Source organism: Variovorax sp. GW458-11-26-14-LB1, assembly GCF_059423965.1.
Map to the genome: position 1 here is coordinate 289,859 of NZ_JBWKYW010000002.1, position 16,630 is coordinate 306,488.

Annotated in this window: 17 protein-coding genes and 1 riboswitch; of the genes, 5 read left to right on the top strand and 12 right to left on the bottom strand. The window is 65.5% G+C overall.

The features are described from left to right. Positions 1–13: 13 nt before the first annotated feature. Positions 14–119, bottom strand: a riboswitch (TPP riboswitch). Positions 120–146: 27 nt separating this feature from the next. Then, on the bottom strand, positions 147–578 hold the full coding sequence (locus AC07YS_RS02710; protein WP_095746929.1) for a YchJ family protein: 432 nt from the start codon (positions 576–578) through the stop codon (positions 147–149). Between the two features lie 178 nt (positions 579–756). Here AC07YS_RS02710 and AC07YS_RS02715 point away from each other — a divergent pair, with 178 nt between their 5' ends. Continuing rightward, entirely contained in the window at positions 757–1,167 is a 411-nt protein-coding gene (locus AC07YS_RS02715; RefSeq protein ID WP_495273803.1) for a hypothetical protein, read from the top strand. Positions 1,168–1,880: 713 nt separating this feature from the next. On the opposite strand, the gene AC07YS_RS02720 is transcribed toward AC07YS_RS02715, so the two are convergent. The 11 genes from AC07YS_RS02720 to AC07YS_RS02770 form a co-directional block, all read right to left on the bottom strand. After that, positions 1,881–2,270 (bottom strand): DUF5071 domain-containing protein, encoded by a 390-nt coding sequence (locus tag AC07YS_RS02720; protein ID WP_192195814.1) that lies wholly within the window; start codon positions 2,268–2,270, stop codon positions 1,881–1,883. A gap of 90 nt (positions 2,271–2,360) precedes the next feature. Continuing rightward, positions 2,361–2,660 (bottom strand): DUF2314 domain-containing protein, encoded by a 300-nt coding sequence (locus tag AC07YS_RS02725; protein WP_139701348.1) that lies wholly within the window; start codon positions 2,658–2,660, stop codon positions 2,361–2,363. A gap of 90 nt (positions 2,661–2,750) precedes the next feature. After that, positions 2,751–3,656 carry a uracil-DNA glycosylase gene (locus AC07YS_RS02730; protein ID WP_495270170.1) on the bottom strand — a complete coding sequence of 302 codons (906 nt, stop codon included), beginning with the start codon at positions 3,654–3,656 and terminating at the stop codon, positions 2,751–2,753. Between the two features lie 361 nt (positions 3,657–4,017). After that, positions 4,018–4,365, bottom strand: a complete 348-nt coding sequence (locus AC07YS_RS02735; RefSeq protein WP_495270171.1) for a hypothetical protein — start codon at positions 4,363–4,365, stop codon at positions 4,018–4,020. A 128-nt stretch (positions 4,366–4,493) separates the two neighbouring features. Further along, the gene (locus AC07YS_RS02740; RefSeq protein WP_495270172.1) at positions 4,494–5,330 is read right to left on the bottom strand and encodes a metallophosphoesterase; all 837 of its coding nucleotides are present in this window, start codon (positions 5,328–5,330) and stop codon (positions 4,494–4,496) included. A gap of 8 nt (positions 5,331–5,338) precedes the next feature. After that, positions 5,339–6,469, bottom strand: coding sequence for an acyl-CoA dehydrogenase family protein (locus AC07YS_RS02745; RefSeq protein ID WP_095746931.1), 1,131 nt, complete (start codon positions 6,467–6,469; stop codon positions 5,339–5,341). Between the two features lie 40 nt (positions 6,470–6,509). Then, positions 6,510–7,757 carry a glutamate carboxypeptidase gene (locus AC07YS_RS02750; RefSeq protein ID WP_495270173.1) on the bottom strand — a complete coding sequence of 416 codons (1,248 nt, stop codon included), beginning with the start codon at positions 7,755–7,757 and terminating at the stop codon, positions 6,510–6,512. 91 nt (positions 7,758–7,848) lie between these two features. Continuing rightward, entirely contained in the window at positions 7,849–9,033 is a 1,185-nt protein-coding gene (locus AC07YS_RS02755; protein ID WP_307638126.1) for an acetyl-CoA C-acyltransferase, read from the bottom strand. Positions 9,034–9,102: 69 nt separating this feature from the next. Further along, the gene (gene aceK, locus AC07YS_RS02760) at positions 9,103–10,923 is read right to left on the bottom strand and encodes a bifunctional isocitrate dehydrogenase kinase/phosphatase (protein WP_062478759.1); all 1,821 of its coding nucleotides are present in this window, start codon (positions 10,921–10,923) and stop codon (positions 9,103–9,105) included. 35 nt (positions 10,924–10,958) lie between these two features. Beyond that, on the bottom strand, positions 10,959–11,693 hold the full coding sequence (gene can, locus AC07YS_RS02765) for a carbonate dehydratase (RefSeq protein WP_095947900.1): 735 nt from the start codon (positions 11,691–11,693) through the stop codon (positions 10,959–10,961). A gap of 12 nt (positions 11,694–11,705) precedes the next feature. Continuing rightward, the gene (locus AC07YS_RS02770) at positions 11,706–12,149 is read right to left on the bottom strand and encodes a MerR family transcriptional regulator (protein WP_070062936.1); all 444 of its coding nucleotides are present in this window, start codon (positions 12,147–12,149) and stop codon (positions 11,706–11,708) included. A gap of 94 nt (positions 12,150–12,243) precedes the next feature. Between AC07YS_RS02770 and AC07YS_RS02775 the strand changes: the two genes are divergently transcribed. The 4 genes from AC07YS_RS02775 to AC07YS_RS02790 all read left to right on the top strand — a co-directional run bounded on the left by AC07YS_RS02775 (position 12,244) and on the right by AC07YS_RS02790 (position 16,520). Continuing rightward, positions 12,244–13,302: an MBL fold metallo-hydrolase gene (locus AC07YS_RS02775; RefSeq protein ID WP_495270174.1), complete on the top strand. Its 1,059-nt coding sequence runs from the start codon at positions 12,244–12,246 to the stop codon at positions 13,300–13,302. A 113-nt stretch (positions 13,303–13,415) separates the two neighbouring features. Then, a complete protein-coding gene (locus tag AC07YS_RS02780) occupies positions 13,416–14,732 on the top strand; it encodes a leucine-rich repeat-containing protein kinase family protein (protein ID WP_495270176.1) in 1,317 nt (438 codons plus the stop codon). Next, complete coding sequence (locus tag AC07YS_RS02785; RefSeq protein WP_495270175.1) at positions 14,729–15,661, top strand: pseudouridine synthase; 933 nt, start codon at positions 14,729–14,731, stop codon at positions 15,659–15,661. Before AC07YS_RS02780 ends, AC07YS_RS02785 begins: the two co-directional genes overlap by 4 nt. Before the next feature lie 88 nt (positions 15,662–15,749). Then, positions 15,750–16,520, top strand: a complete 771-nt coding sequence (locus AC07YS_RS02790) for an SDR family oxidoreductase (protein WP_062478757.1) — start codon at positions 15,750–15,752, stop codon at positions 16,518–16,520. Positions 16,521–16,630 lie beyond the last annotated feature (110 nt).

The window sequence follows — 16,630 nt, forward strand, 5'->3', positions numbered from 1 at the left end:
GTGACGGACCGAAGTCAGGGAGTGCAGCTCTTCTTACGCCGGTATGACCCGGATCAAGTTCGCGGGTCGGCAGCTTTGCCATCTCAGCACGCCACATGCGTGCACCCCGGAGCGGGGCCGATTGTGCGGGCCGAAGCCCGCCGCCGTCAACCCGGGGGCTGGTGCAGGTCTCCGTCGACGTAGAACCAGCGCTCGTCCTCGCGCACGAAGCGGCTGCGCTCGTGCAGGCGGAACGCCACGCCCGTCGCACCGCGCTGGCGGGCGACGAACTCGACCTCGGCGTGGTCGGCGTCGAGCACCGAGCGCGAGCGAATGTCCAGCCCCAGCCATTTGACGCCCGGCTCGAACTCGACCGAAGCCGGTCGCTTCGACGCGTGCCAGGTGGCGAGCAGGTAGTCGGCACGGGCCAGCACGAAGGCCGAGTAGCGCGAACGCATCAGCGATTCGGCGTCGGGCGCCGGCGTGTTCTCGAAATCGTCGAGGTAGCGCCCACAGCACAGGGCGTAGCCAATGGGCTTGTCGCGACGGTCGGTGCGGCCGCAGGGGCAGGGGCCGGGAGTGGGGTCGGTGGCGCTCATGAAGGGCTCTATTGGAACACTTGGCGCGGCGGGGGCTGAAGGTGGGGTGTGGGCGGCTTCCGGGCATGCCCGCTTTGCGGGGACCTGCCGGGGCCAAAGGCGCCGGGGCCTCTTGCGCCAATGGCTTGTGCCGCTAAAGTCGTCCGGCGTTTCGTTCCTTCAAGCTGAACACCAAAGCATGCTTTTGCGATTCCTCAAGCTGTTCTTCCTGCTCGCTGCGACCCTCTCCTTGGGCGTCTTTGCCTTTCTGCACGGGTTCAACGCATGGCGCGCCGGACAAATCGTTGTCACGCGAAGGGGACGCGAACCCTTTGTCGCAAGCGCCGATGGTGCATTTCCCATCACGTTCAATATGGAAGTTTGGGGATTGATGATCATCGGGGGCGCCGTTGCCCTTTGCGGCATTGCAGGCGTCGTCAAGTTCCTCATCAACACGCCGGACCAGCGACGCACGATGCTGACCCGTATGGATGGCGTCTCGCGTCGCGAGCGCAGTGACATGGACATTCCGTGGTCGATTGGGCTTGCCATCGTCGGGGCGGTTGTGGCGTTTTTTCTCTACTTGGGATTTAGGGTCTACGCGCAATAGGTTTGTCTGTCTACAACCAGCCATGAGTGGCCTTTCATCATGAGCACGCGATCACGCATTGGAATCACATTGCTGCTGACGGCAGCATTCATCACCGCTGGCCTGTGGCTGGGCCGCGAGCTGTCAATCGATAGCTGCTTGGATCGCGGAGGCAGTTGGAATCATGAGCACTCAGAGTACTTCACTTCAAAGCCGTAAGACTGAGAACGGCCAGGATTCGCCGTTGACCAAGTTGGTACGGTTCAACCCATATGCGAGTATTCGCAACAGATGAAAGCTAAGTCTCTTGCTCTGATAAGTCAACATTCAGACTTGCTGTCGGCGGACAAGCAAGCTGTGGCCCGTTGGCTTTTCGAGGAATGGGCGCAATCGCCATCGTCCGCGCCGAAATGGCTCCAGCGACGATTTCGGAAAACGTTCAGTTTCCCTCTTCACAACAACGATGCCCCGCAGAAAATGCTCAAGGATTTGACGCTCGAGTTGTTGTCCCAGCACCGGGAAGCACTCGCAGACCGAGCGCGGCGAAGTGGCAGATTGCCGACTTAGCAATCGGGGCTCACGGCCGTCGTTATGGAGAGCACCCCGCCTAAGGCGGTCTGGCAGTATCCGGTCATGAACTGACATTCGACACAGGGCACATAGCCGCTTCGGGCCCAAAAGAGACGTCCCCGATTCTCGATGGCAGACACCCGAAAGACGTTGTCACGGCCTACTCAGGCTGCTTTCTTAACCAGGATCCTTCGAGCGATCTCATCGACCCCTTCGTCACTTTCACCAGGGCTCGGGTCCGAGGCCATGCGCAAAAGATACGGCTCGACGGCCACTGCGAGCCTGGGTGACGGAGCAACAAGTTTGTCGAGCACCCAATACTTCCAGACGTGATCTTCGGACTCGAAGATCATCCGCAGATGAGGTGCCAGCGGTTCACCGATGCTAGCCAGAAAGGGAATCAAGACGTTTGCGACAGGCCAGTTGATGTCTTGCACCCAAGCGATCAACTCAGGAAGAAGCGCGTCGACGGCCGGATAGCCTAGAGCGACGATCGCTTCTGCCCTCGGCAGGTCGTGCTTGTCGACTGGCAAAAGGTGTGCAATTTCAGGCAATGAGTGCTCCCGCATGTTCAACGGCCACTACTGACCAAATTCAGCCCGGCGCGGCGAGCGGCAGCTAGTAGCCGGCAACAGCAACATCCGTCACTCATCCTCGTAGATCTGAATGACGTGTTGGGGGCCAAATGGGACTAGAGCGCCCATTTGTAGTTCGTCCGTGGACATCGGCTGATTGTTCAGCGAACCGACGTAGCCGGTCGCGGTGATGTCCTCAACGATCACCCACATCCGTTCAACGTCAACCGTCTCATCATGCTGAATGCGAAACACCAGTTTGACGAGCTGACCAGGCTGTAGGTTGGCTCGCCGCTCCCGAGGAGGGATGTAGAACGTCCCCGGTGCTTCTTCGTGCCGAGCCTCCCCATCATCGAGTTCGAACTGCAAAACTAACCTCCTTGCTTGAGCGGATGATCGGTTACCGGTGAATTCGATCTGACTCGCGAACGACCGGTTCTGGCCGTTTGCTGTACTCCATCAAGTCCGCAAGCTGACAGCGACGTCTCGCAACGTCTCAATCAGCTCAGTGCGGCGATCTAGCGAATAGTTGAGCGCCAGCGGCGAGCAGTGGGGTGTTCTCTCGACACGCAGGTGCGGCGCAATTCGCTTGAGAGCCGGCGCGAGCCGCTGCGCATTCTTTCCCATTAGCACAACCACCTGCAGCCGCGACAGCAATTGCAGCAACTCCGCAAGCCATGGCTCGGCCCGCTTGACGTCTTCTCGGGTTGCAGGACGGATTTTGGTGCCCTCCTCGTTCCCGAGGTACCAGGGAACTGCGTTCCACCGCACCACGTCGCGGCGCGAGAGTCCCGCTGACTCGCAAGCATGCCGGGCGTTGGCTGCCGTCTGGTCCGGATTGTCGGAACTGATGAAACCACTTCCGACAGCGCGCGGGCCTGGGGCTTCCTGCAAGAGAAGCACGCGTGCGTTGATGCCGCCATCGAGTGGGTCGAAGCGCGGCACGCCGTCGGGCGCGTCACGGCTTGCGCTTATCCGCTCAGCCAGCGCCTGTAAGGGCGCCACGTGTGGCTCAAAGGACCTAGCGCGCCTGGCCTCCACCGCCTCGTCACTGGCAAGCACCTGGTCGCGGGCTCGAAAAACTGGAATGAAGGTGCTGGCAGTCAATGGGTCATGCTGGCTCTCGCCTCGCGAACCCCGCCCATGGCCGTTAATGGCCGAACCCTGTCTACCGGGTTTGGACCATCGAACCGTGAGGATGCATGCCGGCTGGCCACCAAAGGCGCGATGGAACACGCCGGGGCCCCATATGACGAAGTCGCCATGGCGGCGCAAGGTGTGCGACAGCGTGTCCTGCGGCACGAATTCGGCGCTCGTCGAGAACTCAATCCTGAATTCACTGGCTGGGCTCACCAAGACCGACATCGTCCGCCCCTCGCTCAGAGGCTTGGATTCGCCGTTCGGATTTCCAGCCGGGTGGCAGAACCACTTGACGCACAGACCAGCAGTGAGCTCTTCGGTCGGAACATGCCGCAGGTGGGACGGTGGGTTCTTGGTTCAATCGTTGAACCCGATGAACCAGCCGGTGCCGTCAGTATCCAAACCGCCGGCGTTGCCGAACTCAACGTCCTGTGCGAGAAGCTGCTTTGGTTGCATGCGTATTTCTGCCCTCTGGTCGAATGACCGGTTGTGGCCGCAAACGCGGCAGCTGAAGAATGCCACAGGCGAATGTCTTCTGAACCGGGAACGCCTCCCCGCACGAGCCGCACGCCCCTACGTCGCGCCCCTACTCAGTCAACGCGTCACACTGCGCCTCAATCCGCGCATGCAGAAGCCCCAGCGATACCGCAAGAAACCGCTGCAGCGAACTGCGCTGGCCTGCATCGAAAAGCGGAGCTGCATCTGCATCAAGAGAAGCGGCGTCGCGCCGATCCTCATCCCACTCGAGCAACTGAACCAGCGTCTGCGCACCCTGCACCACATCGCGCGCCTCGTTGAGAAACGCCGCGTGGCTTTGCAGTGAAGGAGGGTGCCGTTCGCCTTGCACCCATTCGAAGGGTTTGAATTGAGCGTTGGAACGGGAAGACGCACAGGAACAACCGGCATCGGTGACTGCGCTTGAAGCATTGGCCATAGGCCTCCAAGGATTGCTGCGCAGGATGTCAGCGGGCTGCTAAACCCGGCCTTGCACCTCGCAAGGCGACGGCAATGTTCGCGGCCGCCACGACGCCCGTCAAGCGCCAGCGACCACCACGCACCGCCCTACCGAAACATCACCCACTCAGGCCGCATGTTGAACCGCACCGGCAAGATGCTCACGCCGAGCCCGCTGGTCACGTACATCCGCTTGTTGTCCTTGTGCGCGATCCAGCCATAGGCCCACTCGCGCGGCGCGCGGCCGGGCACCACCAGCGCGCCATAGCCCGGCACGCTGATCTGCCCGCCATGCGTGTGCCCCGCCACCACGAGCCCCTGCGTGCGCGGCATGCCGGCGAAGCTGAAGGGGTCGTGCATCATGACCAGCGTGGCGGCGCCGGGTGGCACGCCGGCCAGGGCCTTGTCGGGCTGCGAATGGCCTGTGGAGTCGTCGCCGATGCCGACCACCCAGAGGTCGTGCCCGGGCAGGCGCGCCGAGGCGTTCTCCAGCACGTGGATGCCCTGCGCGGACAGGGCCTTGGCGGTGCGTTCGCCGTCGTGCCACCAGTCGTGGTTGCCGAGCACCGCGTACACGCCCTGCGACGCCTTCAGGCGGCCGAGCACGGCGGCCATGGCTTCGATGGAAAAGTCTTCGTCGTCACCGGAGCCCGCAAGAAAGTCGCCGGGCAGCAGGATCACGTCGGGCTGCGCCGCGTTGATCTGGTCGACGATGGTCGCGGCACGGTCGGCGCTGGTCACGCGCCACAGCGAGCGCGTGCTGAGGTGCCAGTCGCTCGCCACGGCGACCTTCAGGCCGGCCGGCGGCTGCCACTGCGTTGAGCCCAAGGGCTCGACTCGCGCGGCCACCCAGCGCGGCTCGATGACGACGCTCCAGGCGGCCAGCGCCGCGAGCACGAGTGCCGCAGCGATCGAGCCCCAGGGTCGGCCGCGGCGCCGGCTCACGTGATCGATCAGGCGAGCGCGCGTTGAATCAACAGCTTCTGGATGTCCGACGTGCCTTCGTAGATCTGGCACACGCGCACGTCGCGGTAGATGCGCTCCAGCGGAAAATCGTTCACGTAGCCATAGCCGCCCAGGGTCTGGATGGCGGCGCTGCACACGCGCTCGGCCATTTCGCTGGCGAAGAGCTTGGCCATGGCGGCTTCTTTCAGGCAGGGCCGACCGGCGTCGCGCAGGCTGGCGGCGTGCCAGATGAGCTGGCGCGCGGCTTCGATCTGCGTGGCGCAGTCGGCGAGGCGAAAGCCCACGGCCTGCTGGTCGAAGATGGCGCCGCCGAAGGCCTGGCGTTCCTTGGCGTAGGCCACGGCCACGTCGAAGGCGCTGCGGGCCATGCCCACGCTCTGCGCGGCGATGCCGATGCGTCCGCCTTCGAGTGCGCCGAGCGCGATCTTGTAGCCCTCGCCTTCGGCACCGATGAGGTTTTCTGCGGGGATGCGGCAGCTGTCGAAGTTGATCTGCGCGGTGTCGCTGCTGTGCTGGCCGAGCTTGTCTTCCAGGCGCGCGACGTTGTAGCCGGGCGCGTCGGTGGGCACGATGAACGCGCTCATGCCGCGCTTGCCGGCGCCCTTGTCGGTCACGGCGATGACGATGGCGACCTGGCCGTTCTTGCCGCTGGTGATGAACTGCTTGACGCCGTCGATCACGTAGCCGTCGCCGTCCTTGCGCGCGGTGGTGCGCAGGCTCGAGGCATCGCTGCCGGCCTGCGGTTCGGTGAGGCAGAAGGCGCCGAGCATCTGGCCCTGGGCCAGCGGCTCGAGCCACTTCTTTTTCTGCTGCGCGTTGCCGTAGCGCATGAGGATGGCGTTGACGGGGCAGTTGGTCACGCTGATGGCGGTGCTGGTGCCGCCGTCGCCGGCGGCGATTTCCTCGAGCACGAGTGCGAGCGTGAGGTAGTCGAGGCCCGCGCCGCCATGCTCCTCGGGCACGCAGATGCCGTAGGCGCCCAGCGCGGCCAGGCCCTGGTGCACTTCCTTCGGAAAGCTGTGGTCGCGGTCCCACTTGGGGGCGTTGGGCCACAACTCGGCTTGCGAAAAATCGCGCACCGCGTCGCGGATGGCTTCCTGGTCTGCGCTGAGCAGCATGGCGTTGTCTCCAGTTCTTTCTTGTCGGTGGGTGCGAGGCTTACTTGCCGGCGCCCAGGTCCATGATGAGACGCGCGGCCATGTACAGGCGGCGCGGAATGGCGCTGATGTCGACGTACTCGGCCTTGTCGCTGTGGTAGCCGAAGCCGGGCAGGCCCAGGCTCTCGATCACGGGCTTGCCCGAGAGCGCCGCGTAGGCCGCGTCGGTGCCGCCGCCGGTGCGCTCTTCAACGCCCACGGTGCCGCCGGCTTCCTTGTAGAAGACCACGGCCTTGTCGACCAGCTTCTTGCCTCCCTCGCCCGCGTTGAAGGCCGGACGCCCGCGCGTGACGAGCACCTTGACGTCGGCCTCGGGCAGTTTTTTCTGCTGCGCCTTTTCTTCGAGCGTCTTCATGGCGGCGTCGAAGTCTTCGTTGCGTGCGTAGCGCACGTCGGCGTTCAGCGTGGCGCTGGCCGGGATGATGTTCGACACGTTGCCGGCCTTGGCAATGGTCCAGTTGAAGCGCAGGTTCTTCGACTTGTCGTCGATGCTCATGGTGCGCAGCACGAGGTCGGAGGCCTCGACCAATGCGTTCACGCCCAGCTCGGGCGCGGCGCCCGCGTGCGAGGCCTTGCCGGTGATGTTGACTTGCACGTAGGCGATGCCCGAGGTGCCGAGCGACATCTTTTCGTCGCCGGCGCTGGTGGGCTCGAACGAGAGCACGTAGTCGGCCAGCTTGGCTTCTTCCTGGATCAGGTCGCGCGAACCGAAGGAGCCTTTTTCTTCGTCGGTGTTGAACAGCACGGTGATCGTGCCGTAGTCGCGCACGCCGTAGTCTTTGAGCAGCTTGAGCGTGTGCAGGATGACGGCGTTGCCGCCCTTGTCGTCGGCGATGCCGGGGCCGTAGGCCTTGTCGCCTTCGATGCGGAAAGGCGCCTTGGCGAGCGTGCCCTTGGTGTAGACGGTGTCCATGTGCGACATGAGCAGCAGGTTCTTGCCGCCGCGGCCCTTGAGCTTGCCGACGATGTTGTCGCCGACCACGAGGCCGGCCGACTTGCTGCGCGTGACGGTGAAGCCGAGGTTCTTCAGCTCGCCTTCGAGGTACGCGCCGGCGGCGGCCATGCCTTCGGCGTCACCGGTGCCGGTCTCGATGTTGACGAGCTTCTCGAGCGTCTTGATCACCGCCGGCTGCTCGTCGGTGGCGGCCTGGAACAGCACGTTGTCGCGCTTCTGGGCCCAGGCGCCACCTGCCACGAAGGCGGTAGCGAGCACGGCGGCAACGGCGGTACGGTGAAGGGATGGGCGCATGAAATCTCCTGCTCTACGCATGGTTTTGTTTGAACTGTCCGGGGTGGAAAACCGGCCGGCGCCCTCTCCCGGGCGCCGGCGGCTCCTGGCGTTATAGCAATTCGAGCGCGACCGCGGTGCCTTCGCCGCCGCCGATGCACAGCGTGGCCACTCCGCGCTTCTTGCCGCGCGCCTTCAGCGCGTGCAGCAGCGTGACCATGATGCGCGCGCCGCTGGCGCCGATGGGGTGGCCCAGCGCGCAGGCGCCGCCGTTCACGTTGACGATGTCGTGCGACACGTCGAGCTCGTGCATGAGGGCCATGGGCACGACGGCGAAGGCCTCGTTCACTTCCCACAGGTCGACGTCCTTCACGCTCCAGCCGGTCTTGGCGAAGAGCTTCTGCACGGCGCCGACCGGCGCGGTGGAGAACCACTCGGGCTGCTGCGCGTGCGTGGCGTGGCCGACGATGCGCGCCAGCGGCTTGGCGCCGATCTTCCTGGCGTGCGACTCGGTCATCATGACCAGCGCGGCGGCGCCGTCGTTGATCGACGAGCTCGATGCGGCGGTGATGGTGCCGTTTTCTTTCTTGAACGCGGGCTTGAGCGTGGGGATCTTGTCGAGTTTGACCTTGCCCGGGCCTTCGTCGATCGAGATGACGGTGTCGCCGCCACGGCCCTTCACGGTGACGGGCGTGATCTCGTCCTTGAAGGCGCCCGATTCGGTGGCGGCCTTGGCGCGCTGCACGCTGGCGATGGCGAAGGCGTCTTGCTGTTCGCGCGTGAAGTTGTACTTGGCGGCGCAGTCTTCGCCGAAGGTGCCCATGGAGCGGCCCGGCTGGTAGGCGTCTTCGAGGCCGTCGAGCATCATGTGGTCATAGATCTTGTCGTGGCCCATGCGGTAGCCGCCGCGGCCCTTGAGCATGAGGTAGGGCGCGTTGGTCATGCTTTCCATGCCGCCCGCCACGATGACATCGTGCGTGCCGGCCAGCAGCAGGTCGTGCGCGAGCATCGCGGCCTTCATGGCCGAGCCGCACATCTTGCTGAGCGTGACGGCGCCCGCGCTGTCGGGCAGGCCGCCCTTGTAGGCCGCCTGGCGCGCCGGGGCCTGGCCCTGGCCGGCCATGAGGCAGTTGCCGAACAGCACTTCACCCACGCTCTCGGGCGCGATGCCGGCGCGCTCGACGGCCGCCTTGATGGCCGCGCCGCCCAGGTCGTGCGCGGAGAGGGACGAAAAATCGCCCTGGAAGCCACCCATGGGGGTGCGGGCGGCGCCGACGATGACGATGGATTCGGACATGGAGGTCTCCTTCAGGAATGTGAAAGTGAAATCAAAGACAAAACGAAAACGGAATCGGGAAACAGGCGGTCAGAAATGCGTCGCGTGGCCTTCGTGCTGGAAGCGTTGCGACTCTTCGTACGGGAACACATCAAGCATCTGGCCGGCCTGGATGCGTTCCTTGTGGTGCTGCCAGAAGGCGGCGTCGAGCAGGTCGGCGTGGTGCGCCATGAAGGCGGCGCGCACGTCCTTGTTGCCCAGCAGAAAGGGCTCGAAGGTCTCGGGGAACACATCCTTCGGGCCGACCGAATACCAGACCTCGCCGCTCATCTCGTCTTCCTCGTTGCGCGGCGTGGGCACCTTGCGGAACTTGCAGTCGGTGACGTATTCGATTTCGTCGTAGTCGTAGAACACGACCTTGCCGCCGCGCGTGACGCCGAAGTTCTTCCACAGCATGTCGCCGGGGAAGATGTTGGCGGCCACCATGTCCTTGATGGCGTTGCCGTACTCGATGACCGCGTGCTCCAGCTGGTCCTTGGCGCGCCGGGCCTGGGCCGGGCTCTCGGGGTGGGCCAGCGTGTCGAAGGCTTCCTGCAGGTAGATGTTCAGCGGGATCATGCGGCGCTCGATGTAGACGTGCTTGAGCACGACTTCCATCTCCCCGTTGCCGTCGCGGTCGCCGATCTCGAGCTGGCTGGGCGCGAACTTGCGGATCTCCTCGATGAGCTCGGGCTCGAAGCGGTCGAGCGGAAAACCCACGTTGCTGTACTCGAGCGTGTCGGCCATGCGGCCCACGCGGTCGTGCTGCTTCACGAGCATGTACTTGCCCTTGATCTGCTCGCGCGTGGTGTCCTTCTGCGGCGGGTAGAAGTCCTTGATGACCTTGAACACGAAGGGGAACGAGGGCAGGTCGAACACCAGCATGACCATGCCCTTGATGCCGGGCGCGATGCGAAAGCGGTCGCTCGAGTAGTTCAGGTGCGACAGGAAGTCGCGGTAGAACAGCGTCTTGCCCTGCTTGGCCAGGCCGAGCGCGTTGTAGATCTCGGCGCGCGGCTTGCGCGGCATGAGCGAGCGCAGGAACTGCACCCAGGCCGAGGGCACTTCCATGTCGACCATGAAGTAGGCGCGCGCAAAGCTGAACAGCATCTGCAGGTCGTCTTCGCCGAACAGCGCCGCGTCGATGTAGAACTTGCCGTGGGTGTCGTGCAGGATGGGCAGCGAGAACGGGATCTCGGTGAAGCCGTTCATGATCTTGCCGACCACGTAGGCGCCCTTGTTCCGGTAGAACAGGCCCGACAGCACCTGCAGCTGGAAGTTGGCGCGCAGCTTGACCTGGTGGAAGCGGTTCAGGATGACGTGCGCCACGCGCTCGGCGTCGCGCCGTTTGTTGGCGTAGCTGCCCTGCAGCGCGAAGTCGTCGAGCATCTGCTCGATGATGTCGGGCAGCGTGGCCTGCGAGGGGTAGTACGGCCGGTAGGTGGGTGCGCCGCGCGGCTCGATGTACTCGGTGCTGATGGCCGGGCGCACGAAGATGAAGTCGTTCTGGAAGTAGGCCCGGTGCAGGATCTTCGTGGTGACCGAGTTGAAGAAACTCTCGGCCAGCTCGGGCTGGTGGTGGTTCACCAAGAGCCCGATGAAGTGCAGCTTGACCTGGTGCCAGACCTCCATGGGCTGGTCGCCGGCCTTGAACTCTTTTTCGAGCCGGGCCACGGCCTCGTTCACGCGCAGGTCGTAGAACTCGATGCGCTCGCGCTGCGCCCGCTGCTGGCCGTGCCAGTCGGCGGTCTCGAATCGGTGCTTGGCGCGCGCCGATTCGGCCCGGAACAGCCGGTAGTGCCGGTTGAACCCGTCGATCATCGCTTTCGCGATGTCGTAGGCCAGCGGGGAATCGAGGCGCTGCGGGAACATGGCGACAGGACCGGCGATGGCAGCGGCGGGTTCGCTCAGGCGGCTGGCGGCGTCTCGGTGCCTTCGGTGCCGTCGGCACCTGCCTGTGCCGACGGCGAAACGCCGGCCGGCTTGCTCCACTTGTAGCGGATGCGCTGTACGGCGGCCTTGTAGATGGCGTCCAGCGGCTTGTCGCCCTCGACACTCAGGCCGAGGTCTTGCAGCAGGCCGTCGTGCACGCCGAAGGTCCAGCCGTGGATGCGCACCTTCTGGCCGCGCGCCCAGGCGTCGACCATGACGGTGCTGACGGCCACGTTGACCACCTGTTCGGCCACGTTGAGCTCGCACAGCGCGTCGACGCGCACGTCTTCGGGCAGGCTGTCGAGCATCACGCTGTGGCGGTCGCGCACGTCCTGGATGTGGCGGATCCAGTTGTCGGCCAGGCCGATGCGCTTGCCGCTGAGCGCAGCCTTCACGCCGGCGCAGCCGTAGTGGCCGACCACCATGATGTGTTCGACCTTCAGGTGCTCGACCGCGAACTGGATCGCCGAGAGCGCGTTGAGGTCGGAGTGCACCACGATGTTGGCGACGTTGCGGTGCACGAACACTTCACCCGGCTCCAGGCCGGTGATCTGGTTGGCGGGCACGCGGCTGTCGGAACAGCCGATCCACATGTAGCGCGGCGTCTGCTGCTTGACAAGGCCGGTGAAGAAGCCGGGCCGGTCACGCTCCATCTGGGCGGACCAGGCACGGTTGTGGGCAAAGAGGTCGTCGAGGTTGTCGGAGGGCATGGTGGTCTATTGTCAGTGAGTCGTCGTGTCGGGCGTGTTTTCGCCACCTCGGGCGTCCTGGACGGCCTTGGCGGCCTTCTGCGCCCTGGTCAGCGTGGCGCGGCCTTTTTTCTCGTGCTCGCGCACTTCGGCGAGGTTGGCCTGCAGTTCGGCCAGCTGCGCCTCGAGCTGCGCGCGGTGGGCGCCGAGCACGCCCAGGAATTTTTCCAGCTGCGGCACGGTGTCGCGCGGGCTGTCGTACATGTCGAGGATGTCTTTCGCCTCGACCAGCGTCAGGCCCAGGCGCTTGGCGCGCAGCGTGAGCGTGAGCCGCGCCCGGTCGCGCGCGCTGTACACGCGCTGCAGGCCGGCCCGCTCCGGCGACAGCAGGCCCATGTCTTCATAGAAGCGGATGGCGCGCGTCGTGAGGTCGAACTCCTTGGCGAGCTGGCTGATGGTGAAGGTCTGCGCGGGCATGGGCGGCAAGGGTTGCGGGGGCGACAGCAGGTTGGCGGCGCATTCTCTACAATGATGCCTCAACCCATGACGTTTACGTAAACGTCAATCATACATGAACCTCCTCGAACGCGAACTCCACTACCCCCTGGGCGACACCCTGCCCGCCGCCGGCGAAGCACTGGAAGTCGCGCCCGGCGTGCGCTGGATCCGCATGCGGCTGCCCTTTGCGCTGGACCACATCAACCTCTGGCTGCTGCGCGACACGATCGACGGCGTCGAGGGCTGGACGGTGGTCGACTGCTGCATCGCGCACGACGAGGCCCGCGCTCAGTGGGAGCAGATCTTCGAGACCCAGCTGCAGGGCCTGCCGATCCTGCGCGTGATCGTGACCCACATGCACCCCGACCACATCGGCCTGGCCGACTGGTTGTGCAAGCGCTGGAACGTGCCGCTGTGGATCAGCGCCACCGACTACCACGTGGCACGCGTGCTGTGCAGCGCCGGCGACACGCTCGCGGGCGGCGACGCGGCGGCCGACTTCTTCGCCTCGCACGGGCTGACCAACCCCGAGTCGATCGCCAAGATCCGCGCACGCACCAGCTACTACACCAACATGGTGCCCAGCGTACCCGCCCGCTACGTGCGCATGATGGACGGCGACATCGTCCGCATCGGCGGGCGCGACTGGCGCTGCATCAGCGGCTACGGCCACGCGCCCGAGCACATCGCGCTGTACTGCGCCGAGCCGAAGCTGCTGCTGGGCGGCGACATGATGCTGCCGCGCATCTCGACCAATGTGAGCGTGCATGCGGGCGAGCCCGAGGCCAACTCGCTGCGCCTGTTCCTGGACAGCATCGACAAGTTCAAGGCCCTGCCGGCCGACACGCTGGGCCTGCCCTCGCACGGCAAGCCCTTCACCGGCATCCACCGCCGCGTCGACCAGCTGCAGGAGCACCACCGCGACCGCCTGGCCGAGCTGCTCGAAGCCTGCCTCGCGCGCCCCATCACGGCGTCGGAGGGCCTGCCGATCCTGTTCAAGCGCGAGCTCGACCTGCACCAGATCACCTTCGCCATGGGCGAGACCGTGGCCCACCTGCACCTGCTGTGGTTCTCGGGGCAGGTGAAGCGCACGCTGGACGCCGACGGCATCTACCGCTTCGGCGCAGCCTGAGGCCCCCCGGCTTTTCACTTCGCTTCGCGGCGTGTAACTCCCCCCCCCCGAGGGGGAGGCGCGGCTCGCCTTGGGGCGGCCCGGCGGCGGCCGCATAGACTCTGGGAATGACAATGTCGAACACGCTGGCTGAGCTGTGCGCCGGCCGGCTGGCTGGCGCACGACGACTGGACCTCTCGTGCGGACTCACTGAGTTCCCGCGCGAGATTTTTGCGCTCGCCGACACCCTCGAAACGCTGAACCTCACGGGCAATGCGCTCAGCGCGCTGCCGGACGACCTCGGCCGGCTGCACCGGCTGCGCGTGCTGTTCTGCTCCGACAACCGGTTCACCGAACTGCCGGCCTCCATCGGCCAGTGCCGCCAGCTCGACATCGTGGGCTTCAAGGCCAACCGCATCGCCCACGTGCCCGCCGAGGCGCTGCCGCCCTCGCTGCGCTGGCTGATCCTGACCGACAACGCGCTCGAAGAATTGCCCGACACCCTCGGCGACTGCACCCGCATGCAGAAGCTGATGCTGGCCGGCAACCGCCTGCGCGCCCTGCCGCCATCGGTGGCCCGCTGCCGACAGCTAGAGCTGCTGCGCCTGTCGGCCAACCGTTTCGAGGCGCTGCCCGAGTGGCTGCCCACCCTGCCGCGCCTGGCCTGGCTGGCCTGCGCGGGCAACCCGTTCGATGCGCCGACCGAAGACGCCGCCATCGACGCGCCCACCGTGCCGCACGTCGACTGGCGCGACCTCACGCTCGGCCCGAAGCTCGGCGAAGGCGCCTCGGGCGTGATCCACCGCGCCACGCTGGCCACACCCGATGGCGCCGCGCAGCCCGTGGCGGTGAAGCTGTTCAAGGGTGCCGTCACCAGCGACGGCTGGCCGCACAGCGAGATGGCGGCCTGCATCGCGGCCGGCGCGCACCCGACGCTGATCGCCGCGCAGGGCCGCATCGACGGCCACCCCGACGGCACGGAAGGCCTGGTGATGGCGCTGGTGCCGCCCTCGTTCCGCACCCTGGCCGGCCCACCGAGCCTGGCCTCGTGCACCCGCGACGTCTACGCCGACGACGCGCGCTGGACGACCGGCACCGCGCTGCGCATCGCTCGTGATATCGCCGCAGCCATGGCGCACCTGCATGCGCGCGGCCTGCTGCATGGCGACCTGTACGCCCACAACATCCTCTGGCACGCGCAGGATGGCGGGCGGCTCGGCGACTTCGGCGCGGGCTGGATGACCGGCGCGCTCGACCCGGCACTGGCGAAGGCCCTGCAGAGCGTGGAAATGCGCGCCTTCGGCTGCCTGCTCGAAGAGCTGGCGGAGCGCTGCGACGATGCGGCTTCTTCGCCCTTGACCACGCTCGCGGCACGCTGCCTGCAGCCCGAGGTGGCGGCGCGGCCGTCGTTCGCCGAGGTGCTGTCGGTGCTGGACGCCGCCGCGCCATGACGCGCCCCCGCTTCCCCGTCCCGATGCCCACGCGCGATGGCGTGAGCCCGAGCTGCGTTTCGCTGCCTTGCGGTCCCTGGCCCACCATCGCCGACTTTCTCGTCGAGCGCTTTCCCGCCATCTCGCGCGAGGCCTGGCTCTCGCGCATCGAAGCGAACGACGTGTGCGACGAGCACGGCGTGCCCATCACCGCCACGCGGCGCTACGAGTCACCGCTGCGCGTGTACTACTACCGCGCGCTCGACGCCGAGACGCCCATCCCTTTCGAAGAGTTGGTGCTGCACCAGGACGACGACCTCGTGGTGGTCGACAAGCCGCCCTTCGTGCCCGTCACGCCCACCGGCAAGTACGTGCAGCAGAGCCTGCTGGTGCGCCTGAAGCGCAAGCTCGGCCTGGACGACCTCGTGCCGCTGCACCGCATCGATCGCAATACCTCGGGCCTGGTGCTGTTCTCGGTGCGCCCCGAGACGCGCGGCATCTACCAGGCGATGTTCCCCGAGCGGCGCATCGACAAGCACTACGAGGCTGTGGTGCCGTGGCACGAGGGCGTGTCGTCGGTGCCCGCCGTGTACCGCAGCCGGCTGGTGGACGACGACCACTTCATGCGCATGCGCGAAGCGCCCGGGGAGCCGAATTCCGAAACCCGCATCGTGCTGCGGGAGGCGCGCGACGGCCATGCGCTGCTGGAACTCTCGCCCGTCACCGGTCGCAAGCACCAGCTGCGCGTGCACTGTCAGGCGCTGGGCCTGCCGATCGTGAACGACCCGTTCTATCCCACGCTGCAGCCCGCGGGGAATGACGACTTCGACAGGCCGCTGCAGCTGCTGGCGCGGTCGCTGTCTTTCATCGACCCGCTGAGCGGCGCCTTGCGCACCTTCGAGAGTCCGCGCCGGTTGGCGCTGCCTTCTGCTCCTGCTGCTGCCGCCTAGGTGACGCGGCGCGGGCGCGTCGCGGACTAAGCTTTCTCCTGACGGGAATTGAACTTCCTCTCTTCCACCACTCAGGAGACAAACGCACATGGACACCACCCAACTCTTCTCGCTGAAGGGCCGCAGCGCCTTGATCACCGGCGGCTCGCGCGGCATCGGCCGCATGATTGCCGAGGGCTTTCTGGCACAGGGCGCGCGCGTGTACATCTCGGCGCGCAAGGCGGCGGCTTGCGATCAGACGGCGAAGGAGCTGTCGGCTTTTGGGCATTGTGTGTCGCTGCCGGCTGATGTTTCTACTGTGGAAGGGGCTCAGGCGCTGGTCGATGCTTATGCGAAGCATGAAGGGTCGTTGGATATCCTGGTCAACAACGCTGGGGCTGCCTGGGGGGCACCTTATGAGGAGTTTCCTGAGAGTGGGTGGGACAAGGTCGTCGACCTGAATTTGAAAACGCCCTTCTTCCTGACGAAGGCACTGACGCCGATGCTCAAGAAGGCGGCTACGGATCATCTGTCGAAGGTGATCAACATTGCTTCTATCGACGGGATTTCTGTGAATCCGCAGGAGACTTATTCGTATGCGGCCAGCAAGGCGGGGTTGATTCAGTTGACGCGGCGGATGGCGCTGCGGTTGGCGCAGGATCGGATCGTGGTGAGTGCGATTGCTCCTGGGGCGTTTGCTTCGGATATGAATAAGGATGCGCGGGATCATGGGGATGAGGTCAAAGGACGGATTCCTGCTGGGCGCATTGGTACTCCCGAAGATATGGCTGGTGCTGCCATCTACCTCGCCTCTCGGGCTGGAGACTATGTGATGGGGTCTACGTTGGTGGTGGACGGTGGGGTTACGCACGCTCGCTAGGTTTTTGGACTGCGTTGTGAGGTTGCTTCCCGGGGCCGGGTCTCGCCCCGGCAGGCGACCTACTTTTCTTTGCTTCGCCAAAGAAACGTAGGCAAAAGAAAGGCGACCCT